Here is a 16,538-nt window from a genome sequence, read left to right on the forward strand (position 1 = left end):
TTCTGGATGAAAATCTTCAAATTTGGTGGTGCGTCCACTAAAGATGCCGATAGCGTAAAAAATGTAGTTTCGGTAATTTCCCAAACGGGAGAGAAAAATTTGGTGATCGTGGTTTCCGCCATGGGCAAGACAACCAATGCTTTGGAAGAGGTAATAAAGGAGTACTTTTCGGAATCTGGCGATGTAAAAAATGCTTTACGGACTGTTTACGACTTTCATCACGAAATTTTGAACGGGCTGTTTTCTTCTACTTCACACCCTGCTTTTGTTGATTTGGACAAAACTTTTAAAGAACTGAAGCGCTTTTTGGAAACCAACAAATCCAAAAACCATGCTTTTGTTTACGACCAAGTTGTTTCCTTCGGAGAACTGATTTCTTCAAAAATAGTTTCAGCATACTTTTCCGAAAACGGAATACACACTACGTGGCTCGATGTGCGCCAGTGCATAAAAACTGATGCAAATTACCGCGATGCGAACGTTGATTGGGAGAAAACCCAAGAGAATATTTCTGAAAAAGTCAGCAAAACAGGAATTACCCTAACACAGGGTTTTTTGGGTTCGGAAACCTCGAATAACTTTACCACGACGCTTGGCAGGGAAGGTAGTGATTACACCGCGGCAATTTTTGCCTATTGTTTGAATGCTGAAAGTGTAACTATTTGGAAAGACGTGCCCGGCGTTTTAAATGCTGACCCCCGTTATTTTTCGGAAACTATGCTGCTAAATCACATTAGTTATCGAGAAGCAATTGAGCTTGCTTTTTACGGCGCCTCGGTAATTCACCCCAAAACACTTCAACCATTGCAGCAAAAGGAAATTCCGCTTTTTGTGAAATCATTTTTAAACCCAACTGCTCCCGGAACCTGCGTGGGTAAAGGCGTAACGCTCGACCCACAAACTTCATGTTTTATTCTAAAAAAGGATTTGGTGCTCATTTCACTTTCTTCATTGGACTTTTCTTTTATGATGGAAGACAACATCGGCGACGTTTTTAAATGGCTTCACAAGCACAAAATGAAGGTTGAAATGATACAGAATTCGGCCATCAGTTTTTCGGTGTGTGTGAACGACAAATTCAACAATTTGGAGGCATTGTTGGCTAAGCTTCGCGAAAAATTCAGTGTGAAATGGAACGAAAATGTAACGCTATACACCATTCGCCATTTTAACCCCACTGAAGTAAAAGCACTTGCGGAAAATAAAAATGTGCTTTTGAAGCAGGAAAGCAAGGAGACGGTGCAGTTGGTTATTAAGGAATAGTATCGTTTGCATTCGTTATATTTGTTGAACACAAACAACCAAAACATTTCATGGGATTAGTCAATGCTAAGGAAGTTGCAAAAGCAATAAACGTCGATAAATTTGGCTTTCTGGGCACGTTTATGGGCTGGTCATTGATGAAAGTTTTAAACATTACCACCCTCAACAAAATTTACGACAAAAACAAGCATCTACACGATCTAGAATTCATCAATGCGTTGATTGAAGAATTTGAAATAAAGTTTGAAATACCGGAGGAAGACCTACGAAGAATACCAAAAACAGGGGCTTTCATAACTATTTCCAACCATCCCTTGGGAGGCATAGACGGTATATTGCTACTAAAATTATTGTTAGAGCATCGTCCCGATTTCAAAATTGTCGCCAATTTTCTTTTGCACAGAATTGAACCACTGAAACCTTACGTAATGCCCGTAAATCCTTTTGAGGACAGAAAGGATGTAAAATCGAGTATCATCGGTTTTAAATCTGCGCTGAAACATTTACAGGAAGGCCATCCATTGGGAATTTTTCCCGCAGGAGAGGTTTCAACCTACCGGGACGGAAAATTATTGGTTGATAAGCCTTGGGAAGAAGCTGCAATGAAGTTGGTAAAAAAAGCCGAGGTGCCCGTGGTGCCTATCTATTTTCACGCTAAGAACAGCAAGCTTTTCTATCGCTTGGCCAAAATGAGCGATACGCTTCGCACTGCCAAGTTGCCTTCGGAATTGCTCACGCAAAAAGAACGGTTGATAAAAGTACGGATTGGCAACGCCATTTCTGTGGAAGACCAAAAAGAACACGAGTCGTTGCCCATTTTTACTGAATTTCTTCGGAAGAAAACTTATATGCTTTCCAATGCTTTTCAGAAGAAAAAGTTACTGGACAACATCCCGAAAACGCTGAAATTCCCGAAACCGCCAAAGAAGATCGCTGGACCCATTCCATTAAAAGCCATGGAAGCGGAAATAGAAAAATTGCGCGAAAACGATAAGCGACTGCTTGTAAGCAAAAATTATGAAGTGTTTTTGGCTGAGGCAAATTCAGTTCCGTACATTTTGCAGGAAATAGGGAGGCTACGCGAAATCACCTTCCGCGAAGTGGGCGAAGGCACGAACAACAGCACCGACCTGGATAAATTTGACAGCTACTACCACCACATGTTTTTGTGGGATAACGATGCACGAAAAATGGCGGGAGCTTATAGAATGGGGCTTGGTTCAGAGATTTTTCCACGTTTTGGGATAGACGGTTTCTATCTTCAAGATCTCTTTCGTTTCGAGCCCGAACTGTATGAAATGATGAGCAAATCTATCGAGATGGGTCGCGCTTTCATCATAAAGGAATACCAACTGCGCCCTATGCCGCTTTTCCTTCTTTGGAAAGGAATTGTACACACCACGCTTCGCTATCCCGAACACCGTTATTTAATTGGCGGGGTGAGTATTAGCAACAAGTTTTCGGAATTCTCCAAAAGTTTGATGATTGAGTTTATGAAATCGAATTATTACGATCCGTATGTGGCTCAGTACATCAATCCGAAAAAAGAATACAAAGTAAAATTGAAGGATGCGGACAAGGATTTTATCTTTGACGAGAGCGAGGCAGACCTCAATAAATTCGATAAAATAATTGACGAAGTGGAGCCGGGAAGCCTTCGGTTGCCGGTGCTCATAAAAAAGTACATCAAACAAAATGCTAAGGTGGTAGCTTTCAATGTTGATCCACTTTTTAACAATGCGGTGGATGGTTTAATGTACATCCGCATTGCAGATTTGCCCGAAAGTACGGTAAAGCCTGTGATGGAAGAATTTCAGGCAGAGCTTGAAAAGAAATATTCCGATAAAAATGGTGATAGTGCCGATACGGAAACTTCAAATGAAAAAGTAAATCCTGATTAATTTATTTTAAAATTTGTTCGATATGGCTGCAAAAACTATTGATGAAGTTATAGCACGGTTGGACAATATTATTGACGCCGAATGTGCCAAAAATTCCTGTATGGCATATTTCCCCATACTTTACAGAGAAGTTACTGTTCGCATAAAAGAGGGTATTCTCAACAATGAATTCGAAAACAATCCACGCATGGAAAAGCTGGATGTGCTCTTCGCGAACAGATATATTGAGGCTTACGAATGTTTAGGCAAAAATCAACCTTTTACTAAAAGTTGGAAAAAAGCCTTTGAAGTTGCAAAAAAGGGAAATTTGTTGATTATGCAGCATCTGCTTTTGGGCATCAATGCACACATCAATTTAGACCTCGGGATTGCCGTGGCTGAAACCGTTGGCGATGATGGCGAGTTGATGGATTTTGAAAATGACTTCAATAAAATCAATGAAATTCTTGGTTCAATGATTGCAAATGTGGAATCGAAGATAATTACTGTTTCGCCTTTATTTGGATTATTGGATAAATTTGGAAAAGGCCGCGAGGATAAATTGGTAAATTTCAGTATAAACGTAGCTCGCGATGGAGCCTGGCTTTTCGCCAACCAGTATCATTTTTCGCACAACAAAGACGAAGAACTAAAAACACGTGATACTATAATTGCAACGCTTGCCGACAAATTGATCCATCAAAAAAGTTGGGTTTTAAAATATTTGGTAAAAACCATTTATTTCTTTGAAAAGAAAGATGTTCCGCAGATAGTGTTGGTACTTAAGCAATAGTTGAAGTGTTTACAAAACACCCATACAATTAATCTACATTGCATTGAATTTTCGCAACCTCTGTATCTAAACCAGAGTTGGGATTATCTCCCGTTATAATAGCTTTATCGTCTTTAAGAACTATCGTTATTTCAGCTGTTTCTTCAATACCTTCTTGCATATACCGATAGGTAGCGGTGATGGTTTTATTTTCTATAGTTCCTTCCAATGTTCCATGACGTTGATCTTTTAATGCAGGTAGCCAATTGTAATTCCCCGTGACCGAATCTCCTTTTATGTGAAGATCAAGATTGAGAACATCAATATTTTCGGTACTATCTGGAAAGGAATATTCATTTCTGAAGCACAACTCCTCGGTAGCCACAGTTTCTTCATTTTCTGAAGATATTTCTTCACTTTTTGGGTTTTTGCAACTTATGCAAAGTAAAAGTGAGGCAAGGATGGCAAGGGTGATTTTCATAGCTTTATTTTTTTAAATTTTACTTTTCTGAAAAAGGATTATAGCTTCCAAAGCTCCAAATATTTCCTTCGGGATCTTTGCAGCTGTAGCCACGGCCACCGTAGTCTTCGTCTTTAATGTCCATTACTATTTCGGCACCATTTGCCTTTGCGTTTTTGTAATGTTCATCAACATTCTCGATTATAAAATAAGGTGTTTGGGTATTGTAGCCTTCAAGGTTTTTGGGAAGGTTGAGCATTTTACCGAAAGCAGTATCGGGATTGAATGGGTTTACCATTATTAAAGCCTTGCCCAATACCAGTTGTGCGTGAAATATTTTGCCGTTGTCGTCTTTATAAACACCGTGTTCCTTAAAACCGAACGCCTTTTTTAAAAATGAAACTGCAGCATTAACATCGCTGTAAATTAAATTGGGTATTGCGCCGTGTTTGCTCATTTTACTTTTTTAAAATTTAACAAAGTAAAAAAGCCCTTGAAAATATCCAAAGGCTCTTAAATTTTAAAACCATCCTTTTTTACCAACTTGATAGGTTTGATAAAATTCCTCATCACTTTTGGTTAGATAAATTATGCCTTCAATTAAACCTATTATACTGCCGATACCGCAGGTTACTACGGTTATAATTATTTGAATTATCCCTTCCTGCGTATATCCTAAAATGAATTTATGAATGCCAAATCCACCTAAAAGAATGGCAAGAATTCCTGCCAAAATCTTTTTGTTTTCTTGATTGTGTTGGGGAGAAGGTTGATTCCAACTTTCGTTAGCGGTATTTCGTGATTGCTGCTGGGTACTGTCATACCCTTGGTTTTGTTGTTCTTCCATAATATTAATTAGTTGATTTTTAACGTATTTTAAATTTATAAAAAATTATAGAAATGCACTATCAACAGGTTCCCAAAGTTCAATTTTATTTCCATCGGGATCGAGTATCCAGCCGAATTTTCCGTAATCATAGGTCTGCATTTCGCCCACAATTGTTACACCTTCTTCTTTTAAAATTTTCAGTAATTCTTCCAGGTTTTCCACACGGTAGTTAACCATAAATTCTTTTTCGCTTGGCAAAAAATAGTTGGTGTCTGCATTAAATGGGCTCCACTGCGTTGAGCATTTGTTGCCCTTTTCGTCTTTCCACCAAAAGGTGCAGCCGTAAGTATCGGTGTTCAGTCCCAAGTGGTTTTTATACCATTCCTTGGTTTTATCGGGATTTTTGGTCTTAAAAAATATGCCGCCAATGCCCGTAACTCTTTTTTTCATTTATTTTATTTTTTGAAATTATCAATTATTTTTTCGGCAATAACCGTTGCCAATTTTTCTTTGCTTTCCACCGTCCATCCGGCAATGTGCGGACTTAAAATTACATTATCCATTGCAAACAGTTCTTTGAGGGAATTGGGGAGATTGTCCGAATCAAAAAGCGTTTCAAAGGAAAGTTTTTCAAATTCCAAAACATCAAGCCCAGCTCCCAATATTTTTCCAGCTTTTAACGCCGAAACCAAATCGGCCGTTACAACACTTTTACCGCGTGCGGTATTTATGAGCCAAAAGGGCTTTGAAAACGAATTGATGAATTCTGAATTCACCATTTTATCCGTCAAAGGAGTCCAAGGCGTGTGAAGGCTTAAAACATCTATTTTTTGTTGAAGTTCTTTTAAAGATACTTGTTTCGCATTTTCATCACCAACATTTTCTTTTATGTCGAAACAAATTACTTCGCAATCAAAACCTTTTAGTTTTTTTGCGAACGCTTTGCCCATATTGCCGTAACCGATGATTCCAACGGTTTTTCCGTCCAGTTCTATCCCGCGGTTGGCTTCGCGGTTCCAAAGGCCATTTTTAACTTCCCTGTCGGCTTTATTTAAGTTGTTAAATAGCGAAAGAAGCATTCCAAGCGCATGTTCACCCACAGCGTTTCTATTGCCTTCGGGGGCAGCAATTAATTTAATTCCGAGTTGTTCTGCATAATCCATATCGATGCTTTCCAAACCGGCACCAACACGGGCTATAAATTTCAGGTTTTTTGCGGCATCGAGAAATTGTTTGTCAATGTTGAAACGGCTTCGGATTACGATTCCATCGTAATTCGAGATAATTTGCTCTATTTCAGATTTTGAAGCTTTGTAATTTTCTTGATTTGAAAACCCTGCGCCCTCAAGCATTTTCAACAATAAGGGATGGTTGCTATCGAGGTGAAGAATTTTCATATATTATATTTTTGGGTATTCGGAAACGGTTTTTTCTGAAGTTACATTGCCGGTGTGTTTTGTGGAAAGTTTTTCAAAAAGAAGCACGTGTACCTCTTCGCCATTCTGCGTTTTTGGGCAATGTTCCACACCTTTTGGAACCACGATTATTTCACCTTCGGAAACAATTTCAACATTATCGCGGAAGTGCATTTCTAAAGTTCCTTTTTGCACAAAAAATAACTCATCTTCCTCTTCGTGCTTGTGCCACACAAATTCGTCCTTCAACTTTGCCAAAAGCACTTGCATATTGTCCACAACGGCTATTTGGTGGGGGTGCCAATGTTTTTTGAATGAAGAAAATTTTTCTTCAAGATTGATAGTTTGCATAACTATTCATGTTGGTTTGGATTCGCCTGCGGATAGGGTATCATTTCCTTTTGTGAAAGGTTTTCAATTTTAAAATAATTTTTCTTTCCACCGAACCAATATTCTAGAACCGCTTGGTTTTCCTCCAACTGAAAAGGAAACGCTTTTGAAAGTGTATTTTGCGCTTCTTTCATTGGGTCTGCATCCATGACAATATCGCGCTGGGTTTCATTTTTAAGATAGCCCACAAATTGTTTTGGTTCGTTTATATTGCCTTTTGCTTCAAGAATATGGTTTCTGAAGTAGATATTTTGAATTACAACATCTGAATTTATTTCGCTGAAAATAATATGGATATTAGTTCCAGAACCACCATCTTTTATACCAGCCACCCAGTTTTGGTAATATGCTTCGGCAATCTTAAACGGAGGATTTTGTACAAATGTTTTATTATCATTCACTTCCTGTGCCCCACCACAGTTGGAAAAGCTGAGCAACAATAAAGGCATCGTCAAAAGAAATACTATGGTTTTTATTTTTTTCATAATTCCTTAAAATTACAAATATTATGCAACAAAAAAGCCTTCCGAAAAACGAAAGGCTCTTTTTAATTGATTTTTATGATATTATCCGGCCAAAGCTTCCGCACCACCAACAATTTCAAGGATTTCGTTAGTAATGGCAGCTTGACGCGCTTTGTTGTATTGAAGTTTCAATGCATCACGAAGTTCAGTAGCATTGTCGGTTGCTTTGTGCATCGCCGTCATACGTGCGCCGTGTTCACTGGCAACACTATCGCGAAGGGCTTTGAACAATTGTGTTTTCAAGCTCTTTGGAATCAAAGCCTCTACAATTTCTTCTTTTGAAGGTTCAAAAATGTAGAAGGTTTCGCTGGATTTTGCTTCCTGTCCCTCAATTTGTTTTGGAGGCAGAATTGGCAAAAACTGCTCGGTCATAACAATTTGCGTAGCAGCATTTTTGAAATTATTGTAAACCAAAATGATCTTATCATATTTTCCTTGGGAAAAAAGATCCATTAATTTTTCAGCAATTTCAGAAGTATTCTCAAAAGAAAGATCGTCAAAAATACCGTTGTTGTTTTCAAGAACAGTTCCTGTTTTTTTCAGAATATCATTCCCTTTTTTTCCAAGGGTCATAAAATCCACTTGCTTTCCAGCGTAAGTATTAGCAGCTAAATTGCGGGCTTCTTTTACAATATTACTGTTGAAAGCTCCCGCCAAACCACGGTTACTGGTTATGGCAACAACTAAAATTTTGTTCGCCTCGCGCTGATCAGAATACTTGCTGCCTGTATCGGCATCAAGTGTAGCGCTTAGGTTTTGCAAAAGTTCGGTAAGCTTTTCAGAATAGGGACGCATCGCGGTAATGGCATCCTGCGCCTTTTTCAATTTTGCAGCAGAAACCATTTTCATGGCACTGGTAATCTGCATCGTTGAACCAACGGATGATATTCTGTTTCTAATTTCCTTAAGATTCGCCATTCTTTTATAGAATTGAGTATTTAGTATTGAGTATCGAGATATATTTTCTCAATACTCAATACAGAAATCTAACTACTTTTTATATTTCGCTGAAAGATCAGCAGCAACTGTTGTCATCACATCAATTGCCTCATCAGTAAGTTTACCAGCTTTAAGATCGTTAAGCGTGTCTCTGTGCTTTACGTTCAACATTTCTAGGTAATCTCTTTCAAATTCTTTTACTTTTTCAACAGGGACGTTACGCATCAAGTTTTTGGAACCTGCGTAGATTACCGCAATTTGATCTTCCACCGTGTACGGATCGTTTTCAGACTGCTTTAATATCTCTACGTTACGCTTTCCTTTTTCAATAACGTTCAAGGTTGCAGCATCCAAATCTGAACCGAATTTTGCAAACGCTTCCAATTCACGGAAAGCAGCCTGATCAAGTTTCAAGGTACCGGCTACCTTTTTCATCGATTTAATCTGAGCGTTACCACCCACACGAGATACCGAAATACCTACGTTAATAGCTGGACGAACACCCGCGTTGAACAAATCTCCATCCAAGAAAATCTGTCCATCGGTAATCGAAATTACGTTTGTTGGAATATACGCCGAAACGTCACCCGCCTGTGTTTCAATAATAGGAAGTGCAGTCAATGAACCCCCACCTTTTACGATTCCTTTCAATGATTCCGGAAGATCGTTCATTTCCTTTGCGATATCATCATCGGCAATCACCTTAGCGGCACGCTCCAACAATCTTGAGTGAAGGAAGAAAACGTCTCCAGGGTAAGCCTCACGTCCCGGTGGACGACGAAGCAAAAGCGACACCTCACGGTATGCTACCGCTTGTTTTGAAAGATCATCATAAACAATCAATGCTGGACGACCGGTATCACGGAAATACTCACCAATTGCTGCACCTGCGAAAGGAGCATATACCTGCATAGGTGCAGGGTCAGATGCATTTGCGGCAACGATGGTGGTATAGGCCAAAGCGCCTTTTTCTTCCAATACTTGTGCAATGTTTGCAACTGTTGAAGCTTTTTGCCCAACAGCAACATATATACAATATACAGGCTGGCCTGCATCGTAAAATTCTTTTTGGTTCAAAATGGTATCGATACAAACGGTAGATTTACCAGTTTGGCGGTCACCAATAACAAGTTCACGCTGACCTCGGCCAACAGGAATCATTGCATCAATAGACTTAATACCAGTTTGAAGTGGCTCAGTTACCGGCTGACGGTAAATTACACCCGGAGCTTTACGCTCCAATGGCATTTCATAAGTTTCACCAGTGATTGGACCTTTACCATCGATAGGCTGACCCAAAGTGTTTACCACACGGCCAACAATGCCTTCACCTACTTTAAGTGAAGCAATACGCTGTGTACGTTTTACGGTTGAACCTTCTTTAATTTCTTTTGAAGGACCTAAAAGTACGATACCTACGTTGTCTTCCTCAAGGTTCAATACAATACCTTCAAGACCGCTTTCAAAAGCTACCAATTCACCGTATTGCGCGTTTGAAAGTCCGTATGCACGAACAATACCGTCACCTACGGTTAATACAGTTCCTACTTCGTCCAGGGAAGCAGTTGCTTCAAAGCCTGTAAGTTGTTGCTTTAATATTGCTGATACTTCAGCTGGTTTTACTTCTGCCATTTTATTTGTATTTATGATTTTACCCTTCGACTGCGCTCAGGATGACACAAAAATTATATTGATTTACTGAATTCTCTTTTTAAATTTCCAAATTGGTTCGCGATGCTCGCGTTATATTGAATATCGCCAACGCGAAGGATAAATCCTCCAATAATTGCTGGGTCAACTTCGTTTTTAAGCGTTACTTTTTCGCTTCCGGTCAATTGCTTTACCTTAGCCATAACCTTACTTTCCAATTCGGAAGAAAGTGGTACTGCCGTTATAACGGTTGCAACTTTTACACCTTGTTCGTCATTATAAAGATCAACATAGCTTTTTGCTACATTTCCTAATAAGGAAGTACGTTTATTGTCAACCAAAATATTGATAAGCGAATGCGTAGTTTCAGATTGCCCGCTAAAAATTTTCAGCAAAGCCTGCTTTTTGTCATTGGCCTTAATTACCGGACTTTGAAGTACGGCTTGCAACTCTCGGCTGCCTTCAATTGTGTTGTAAACAGATTGCATATCGCCAAAAACAACAGCTTCTGTGTTGTTTTCGTTTGCTTTCTGCAAGATTGCTTTTGCGTATCGTATCGCTGCTCTGCTCATTATCTTAGTTTAATTTGGCTTCGCCCAACATTTCATCTACAAGCTTTAATTGCTTGTCTTTATCAGAAAGTTCGTGTTTTACTACTTTCTCGGCAATTTCCAAAGAAAGGCTTGCCACTTGTTGTTTCAACTCTGCAATAGCTGATTTTTTTTCACTTTCAATTGCTGCTTGTGCGTGCGCAACCATTTTGTCTGCTTCGCCTTTGGCTTCTTCTTTTGCGTCGGCAATCATTTTTGCTTTGATTTCACGGGCCTCCTTCAACATTACTTCGCGTTCAGAACGGGCTTCTTGCAAAAGTTTTTCGTTGTCAGCTTGAAGGTTTTGCATTTCCAATTTTGCTTTTTCAGCAGAATCCAATGCATTTTTAATTCCTTCTTCACGCTCATTAACAGCATTCAAAATAGGTTTCCAAGCAAATTTGCGCAGCAACAAAAGCAACAGCACAAAAATGATGATTTGCCAGAAGAAAAGTCCGAATGAAAAGTCGTTAACTAATTTTTCCATATGAATGGTCGCCGTAACGGCTATTTATTTAATTTAAACTGTATGCTCAATTTTAATTTTTAACAAACGGCGGTAACCAACCGTCACAGCCGTTTGCTAGTTTTTTTGATTACCCTGCGAAAATCGCGGCGAAACCAATACCTTCAATAAGCGCCGCTGCAATAAGCATTGCTGTTTGAATTTTTCCATAAGCCTCAGGCTGACGTGCGATAGCTTCCATAGCTTTCCCACCAATCATACCGATACCGATACCGGCACCGATTACTGCTAAACCTGCTCCTACAATAGTTGGAATTGTCATAATATATATATTTAAAAATTAAACACTCTTTATTATAAATGCTGCACTTCGCCTTCGTGTGCTTCGTGCTCTGCGTGCGTTTCGCTTGCAAAACCGAAGTATAAAGCTGCCAACATTGTGAAAATATACGCTTGTAGCAATGCTACCAATAATTCAATAAGTGAAATGGCAAACGAAAGTCCGAAAGACAATGGTCCGCCGATCCAGCTTTTGAAAATAAATATCAACCCGATCAAACTCATCAATACCACGTGACCCGCTGTCATGTTTGCGTACAAACGTATAAGCAGCGCAAAAGGTTTAATGAACAATCCTAAAATTTCTATAGGAACAAGGATGATATAAATCAATATTTTTCCTGCCCATGGCATTCCATCGCCAAGTGGGTCAAAAATGTGTTTCCAGTAATCTTTGGTTCCGGTGAAAGTGGTTATCAAAAATACGATAATTGCCAAAGCAGTTGTAACTGCAATATTGCCAGTAACATTTACCCCGAGTGGGGTTAGGCCGAACATATTCAAAAACCATATAAAGAAAAATACGGTCAATAGGAACGGCATGTATTTTTTGTATTTATTCTCGCCAATGTTTGCGATAGCAATATCATCACGAATGTAAAGCACAATCGGCTCAAAGAAACGACCGATCCCACGAGGAATGCTGCCGTTTTTGGCGTAGCTTTTGGCAAGGCTGCTAAACAACCAAATCAACAAAAGCCCCGTAACCAACATCATTACAACACTTTTGGTAATGGAAAGATCTAACGGACGAACATTGGTAGGGTGGTGCGATTCATCATAATTGATGGTCCCATCGGCATCGGTTCTGTAGATTTTGCTATGGTAAAGTTTGTAGTAATTTCCGTTTGACTCAACCACGTTTTCACCATGATGAAATTCAGAAGACATAAACGTGTGAAGCCCTTCGTCCCAAAGAATTACAGGAAGTGGAAACCCGTAATGGTGGGTTTCGCCCGTCTCATCATCCGTGGATCCAAAAAAATTAAAATCGTGAGAATCCATCAAGTGATGGTTAATGAATTCCTTTATTTCCTCTTTCTTGGTTTTGCCCTCTGGAAGAATTTCTTTTGCCTCCTCCGTGTGCTCGTCTTGGGCTACGGCTGAAAAAGAACCAATAAACAATAAAACTGAAAGTAATCTAACCAATGTTTTTCTTTGCATCTCTGAACAAATAACGGTGTCCTTAAAATCGGTGCAAAAATACATTTCTTTCTTAGAAAGAAAAAACTATTTTTTGTGTTTTTTTCTTTGGAATAAATATGCTAAAAATCCTGATTATTAAGCTGTTTTGAAAGATAGGCCACTTCCAAAATTAAACAAGTAGCGTACGGAACAAAAAACGCAGCAAATTCCGAAGTGGCCATTGTTCCGTCTTCACGGTAAAAAGGATAAAAAATGAAGAAGAAAACTAAGAATTTAAAGCCACTTCCCCCCAAAAAGATAAATCCCGTATGTGAAGATTTCTTGTTAAATTTTGATTGGATGAAGATTAAAATAGTCGCTGCCAATGCATAATTGATTACATATGAAAGCACAATTCTATCGGCAAAAATTGGCAACCCCATATTTTGAAGTATAAATAGGTGTGCAGCAAAAATCACAAGTATTACCAATAAAAGAAGTGCCAAAAATTTAAGAGTAGCTTTTTTCATTAAAGAAATTAGGAATTCAATTTATTGGTTTGTTTAATTACCAAAAATAGCGAAGCGGCCACGCCCACCAGCGTGCAGATTATAAGAAAAGTTTTTCCGCCATCGGAATATTTGCCGTCCAGCCATTGGCCTAATTTCACAAAAAGATAGATGATAACGCCCATCTGGATGCCGATACCGGACAGAATGGCCCAGTGTTTTAATCCATTATCTTTTTTTTCGGCCATTGTATGAAAGTTTAATCGTCTAGATCGGTCTCTACAGTTGCTTTTTTCATGCGCTGTTGACGATCAAATGGATGTGCTTTGGAGTTTTCCGCAGGGGCGTGGTTGGAGGTTGGAGTGCTTTTAGATTTACCGTCCTGCATCACACAAGAGGCATTCATTGTGGCGCCTGGCTCAACAGCCAGTTTGCCAACCGTTACATCGCCTTCAATGATTGCTGTTGCCCTTAAAGAAAGGGTTCCGGATACTTGGAGATTGCCTTCAAATCTGCCTTCAATATCAGCATTCTCACAGGTAAGCGTTCCTATAATAACGCCCGTTTTTCCCAAAACAACTTTTGAAGGGGTTTTTACGTTACCTTCCACCGTACCGTCAATTCTAAAAAATCCTGTAGAGGAAACATCACCTTTTAATTTGGTCCCTTCGTTGATCCTATTTTGGGCAGAACCCGGTTCTGCAGCGATTCGTTTTTCTTTTTTGTCTGAAAACATAGCAGTTGGTTTAAAAGGTTACTATTCTGTTGTTCGGTTTGCTAGTAGGTGTTTATTTAGTTACATCTTGCTGTAAATAATCGTCCAGGTTTTTATGGATTTGGATGATTTTATAATTTGGAGATGAAATTTCAAAAAATGGATGTTTTATTTTAAACTCTTTTCTTTCTTTTAAAACCTCACCCAAACCGCGTGCGCCCATTTTAGTGTTCAGCCCGTGGACAATTACCAGTGTAGTTTGTGGATCGTAATAATCTATGGAAGTTACCATATTTGTGTACCGGAAATCATTTATGGCCTTATCCAGCTTTTCTTTTAATTTTTGTGCTTCTTCTCTTTCTTCAGTGTTGAATTTATAAACCAATTTCCAACTATCGCTTCCTTCTTCGGGCACAAAATCCTTTATTGCAAGCAACGGCAATGTGTTGCTGTAAATAAGCTGTGCCTGTTTGCCCTCATCGGTACTTGGATAGTTAAGTGAAACAAAGTTCAAAGCTTTTTTATAAGCTTCGAAACCCTGTTGGCGGCCAATGGCGGTAGCTTTCAGCAATTCAAATTTTGGAACGATATCGTTGCCGTTATATACCATCATGTATTCATCTGCTTTTTGAATAACTTCGGCATATTTTGAGGCTTCAAATTCTTTGTATAGTTGTTTGTATTTAAATTCAGGGCTGGATTCATCGGTTGGCAATTGTGAGTTGGGATTGCGAAGAATTTCAGCATAGCGAGTGTCGGCATGGTTGGTCAATACATCATTCTTGTATTTATCGGCAGATGAAGGATTTTCTAAGATTTCATAAATCTTCACCAAATTGTATTTTGCGGGTACTACCAATCGTTCTTCGGGATTGTAGGTAAGCAGTTTTTCTAGTCTATTTGCCGCAAGCTTGTATTCCTTGAATTTTTCTTTGTAAATCAGTCCCAATTGATAGTAAGCAAAGTTTCTGTCTTTTGCCAAGCTGTCAAGTATTTTTTGATCAGTTGGAATTTGTGCAATATAGGTTTGAGGTTTATAGAGTTCGTTTTCGGCTATAGGTGCAACGTCGGCTACTTCTTCATCATTATCAATCAAAGAACTTCTTTTGCTCGAGAGTCTCCAGTTGTCCTCTAGATTTCTGTCTCCCCATACTTTTCTGAATTCGCCTTTTCCATAAGCTACCGTGGAAGTATTATAAAAGTAAAATGTGCTTCCTTTATTGGGGCCTGCGGCTGTTTTTCCTTTTTCGTAGAATTCTTTATTGACAATTTTTTGTTCAACTTTAACTGCTTCCAAAGAATCTCTTACCGCCTGTTCCTTCAGCCGTGTTGTATAATCAGTGAAGAAGGCTAGCTGTTCGGCCTCGCTCATTTGTGAAAGTTTCAGGATGCTGTCGTTTGTTGTGGCTATGTCTTCATACTTGATAACATCATCTAGGTTTTCACGCTTTTTGGTAATACGCCTCCAATGGCGGCTTTTCGCCTCAAGAAAAGTAAGCGTACTGTCATAATAAGCTCCTGCAGTTTTATATTTTGCATTGTCAAAGTTGATTTCTGCAAGGGTTTGATAGTTTACAGCCTGAAGAATCCTATCTTGTCTAAAAGCTTTAATAGATTTGTTGTAATATTTTACAGCGGTGTTAATACTGTCACTGTTGCGGTAATAATCACCAAACTGGTTGTAGATTTTATCCAAGAAGGGACGGTTTTCGCGATTTTTTTCAAGGTCTTGCAACAGTTCCAAGAATGCTATTCGGTCGCCTTTTTCGTAGTCAAAGTTTTTCCCTTTTTCCAGATATGCATTGATCATATAAGCCCGAGACGTTTTGCGGTTCATTGCAATAACCTCATCAAAGGCAATATTTGCGCTGTCTTTTTCACCCAAACGGTTGTAAATCTGACCTTTTATAAAAGTATATCTTCCTTTTAACTCTTTGTCATTTACATTTTCAGTTGCCATTTTAATGTATTCCAACGCTGGCTGCAAAGAATCAAGATTGATAAACGCCTGTGCCATCATTGCTGCGCCATCGGCAATTTCTTCTTCTTTCAATTCAGCCTGCTCAAACATTTTTTTGAGGTTTTCAATAGCGTATTCCTCATTTTTCAGCCGAATGTTTGTCTTTGCTTTCCACACCTTCGCAAGATTAATATTATTGCTGGTTGGATAGCGATCCAAAATAAAATTGAAAGCATCCAGTGCAGGAATAAAACGCCCGTCGTAGTAACGTGCTTTTCCTAATAGCATATAGGCTTCGTCAATCTGCGGGTTGTATTCCTTGCCGTCAATGTACATGGAATGCTTCTGGATAGCCTTTGCGGCTTTTTCCTCAGCACGGTTAAAACCTCCGGCCCCTTCGCCTTTAGCGGCACCTGGGGCTTTTACTTCTGCTTCGCGCTCCTCTATTTCAATTCTTTCCACGGGAAGTATTTCCCAAAAATTGTCACGAAATCCATACGCCAATTGCTCTTTGGCATCGGCAAAAGCCATGTCGCCATTGTACAGTGTGTTATATTCGGTGGTTACCGCATGAACGTTACGGTTAAGGAATGTATTTTTTTTGCGAGAACAAGCTGCCAAAAAAATAACAGCGAGAAAAAATAGCGTAATTTTATATGTGCCCTTCAAAATGCTTTCGGTTTATATAATATTCAAACTTAAAAGGTTCTAT

At 39.1% G+C, this 16,538-nt stretch carries 20 protein-coding genes; 3 read left to right on the plus strand and 17 right to left on the minus strand.

The features are described from left to right. Positions 1 to 6 precede the first annotated feature (6 nt). Genes JK629_RS04670 through JK629_RS04680 form a run of 3 tightly spaced genes read left to right on the plus strand, consistent with a single transcriptional unit; the run spans position 7 to position 3,936 of the window. The gene (locus tag JK629_RS04670) at positions 7 to 1,263 is read left to right on the plus strand and encodes an aspartate kinase (protein ID WP_202337458.1); all 1,257 of its coding nucleotides are present in this window, start codon (positions 7 to 9) and stop codon (positions 1,261 to 1,263) included. Positions 1,264 to 1,313: 50 nt separating this feature from the next. Continuing rightward, positions 1,314 to 3,164: a GNAT family N-acyltransferase gene (locus JK629_RS04675; protein ID WP_202337459.1), complete on the plus strand. Its 1,851-nt coding sequence runs from the start codon at positions 1,314 to 1,316 to the stop codon at positions 3,162 to 3,164. Between the two features lie 22 nt (positions 3,165 to 3,186). After that, a complete protein-coding gene (locus tag JK629_RS04680; RefSeq protein WP_202337460.1) occupies positions 3,187 to 3,936 on the plus strand; it encodes a DUF5995 family protein in 750 nt (249 codons plus the stop codon). A gap of 28 nt (positions 3,937 to 3,964) precedes the next feature. On the opposite strand, the gene JK629_RS04685 is transcribed toward JK629_RS04680, so the two are convergent. The 17 genes from JK629_RS04685 to porW all read right to left on the minus strand — a co-directional run bounded on the left by JK629_RS04685 (position 3,965) and on the right by porW (position 16,495). After that, the gene (locus tag JK629_RS04685; RefSeq protein WP_202337461.1) at positions 3,965 to 4,396 is read right to left on the minus strand and encodes a hypothetical protein; all 432 of its coding nucleotides are present in this window, start codon (positions 4,394 to 4,396) and stop codon (positions 3,965 to 3,967) included. Positions 4,397 to 4,415: 19 nt separating this feature from the next. Then, positions 4,416 to 4,832 (minus strand): VOC family protein, encoded by a 417-nt coding sequence (locus tag JK629_RS04690; RefSeq protein WP_202337462.1) that lies wholly within the window; start codon positions 4,830 to 4,832, stop codon positions 4,416 to 4,418. 63 nt (positions 4,833 to 4,895) lie between these two features. Beyond that, a complete protein-coding gene (locus tag JK629_RS04695) occupies positions 4,896 to 5,222 on the minus strand; it encodes a TM2 domain-containing protein (protein WP_202337463.1) in 327 nt (108 codons plus the stop codon). Between the two features lie 45 nt (positions 5,223 to 5,267). Further along, positions 5,268 to 5,654, minus strand: a complete 387-nt coding sequence (locus tag JK629_RS04700) for a VOC family protein (RefSeq protein WP_202337464.1) — start codon at positions 5,652 to 5,654, stop codon at positions 5,268 to 5,270. A gap of 5 nt (positions 5,655 to 5,659) precedes the next feature. Then, positions 5,660 to 6,601: a 2-hydroxyacid dehydrogenase gene (locus JK629_RS04705; RefSeq protein ID WP_202337465.1), complete on the minus strand. Its 942-nt coding sequence runs from the start codon at positions 6,599 to 6,601 to the stop codon at positions 5,660 to 5,662. Between the two features lie 3 nt (positions 6,602 to 6,604). Then, positions 6,605 to 6,970 carry a cupin domain-containing protein gene (locus JK629_RS04710; protein WP_202337466.1) on the minus strand — a complete coding sequence of 122 codons (366 nt, stop codon included), beginning with the start codon at positions 6,968 to 6,970 and terminating at the stop codon, positions 6,605 to 6,607. A 2-nt stretch (positions 6,971 to 6,972) separates the two neighbouring features. After that, positions 6,973 to 7,494: a hypothetical protein gene (locus tag JK629_RS04715; protein ID WP_202337467.1), complete on the minus strand. Its 522-nt coding sequence runs from the start codon at positions 7,492 to 7,494 to the stop codon at positions 6,973 to 6,975. A gap of 81 nt (positions 7,495 to 7,575) precedes the next feature. Next, the gene (gene atpG / locus JK629_RS04720) at positions 7,576 to 8,451 is read right to left on the minus strand and encodes an ATP synthase F1 subunit gamma (RefSeq protein ID WP_202337468.1); all 876 of its coding nucleotides are present in this window, start codon (positions 8,449 to 8,451) and stop codon (positions 7,576 to 7,578) included. A 72-nt stretch (positions 8,452 to 8,523) separates the two neighbouring features. Beyond that, on the minus strand, positions 8,524 to 10,104 hold the full coding sequence (atpA, locus tag JK629_RS04725; protein WP_202337469.1) for a F0F1 ATP synthase subunit alpha: 1,581 nt from the start codon (positions 10,102 to 10,104) through the stop codon (positions 8,524 to 8,526). Positions 10,105 to 10,157: 53 nt separating this feature from the next. After that, positions 10,158 to 10,694: an ATP synthase F1 subunit delta gene (gene atpH / locus JK629_RS04730; protein ID WP_202337470.1), complete on the minus strand. Its 537-nt coding sequence runs from the start codon at positions 10,692 to 10,694 to the stop codon at positions 10,158 to 10,160. 4 nt (positions 10,695 to 10,698) lie between these two features. Beyond that, a complete protein-coding gene (locus JK629_RS04735) occupies positions 10,699 to 11,199 on the minus strand; it encodes a F0F1 ATP synthase subunit B (RefSeq protein WP_202337471.1) in 501 nt (166 codons plus the stop codon). A 109-nt stretch (positions 11,200 to 11,308) separates the two neighbouring features. Then, positions 11,309 to 11,500 (minus strand): ATP synthase F0 subunit C, encoded by a 192-nt coding sequence (gene atpE, locus JK629_RS04740; protein ID WP_034260124.1) that lies wholly within the window; start codon positions 11,498 to 11,500, stop codon positions 11,309 to 11,311. A gap of 32 nt (positions 11,501 to 11,532) precedes the next feature. After that, positions 11,533 to 12,726, minus strand: a complete 1,194-nt coding sequence (gene atpB, locus JK629_RS04745; RefSeq protein WP_225626131.1) for a F0F1 ATP synthase subunit A — start codon at positions 12,724 to 12,726, stop codon at positions 11,533 to 11,535. A gap of 56 nt (positions 12,727 to 12,782) precedes the next feature. After that, a complete protein-coding gene (locus tag JK629_RS04750; RefSeq protein ID WP_202337472.1) occupies positions 12,783 to 13,172 on the minus strand; it encodes a hypothetical protein in 390 nt (129 codons plus the stop codon). A gap of 8 nt (positions 13,173 to 13,180) precedes the next feature. Continuing rightward, positions 13,181 to 13,399: an AtpZ/AtpI family protein gene (locus tag JK629_RS04755; protein ID WP_202337473.1), complete on the minus strand. Its 219-nt coding sequence runs from the start codon at positions 13,397 to 13,399 to the stop codon at positions 13,181 to 13,183. 11 nt (positions 13,400 to 13,410) lie between these two features. Further along, positions 13,411 to 13,887, minus strand: coding sequence for a bactofilin family protein (locus JK629_RS04760; RefSeq protein WP_202337474.1), 477 nt, complete (start codon positions 13,885 to 13,887; stop codon positions 13,411 to 13,413). A gap of 52 nt (positions 13,888 to 13,939) precedes the next feature. Next, positions 13,940 to 16,495, minus strand: a complete 2,556-nt coding sequence (gene porW, locus JK629_RS04765) for a type IX secretion system periplasmic lipoprotein PorW/SprE (RefSeq protein ID WP_202337475.1) — start codon at positions 16,493 to 16,495, stop codon at positions 13,940 to 13,942. Between the last annotated feature and the right edge of the window lie 43 nt (positions 16,496 to 16,538).

The organism is Aequorivita iocasae (assembly GCF_016757735.1).
Lineage (GTDB): Bacteria > Bacteroidota > Bacteroidia > Flavobacteriales > Flavobacteriaceae > Aequorivita > Aequorivita iocasae.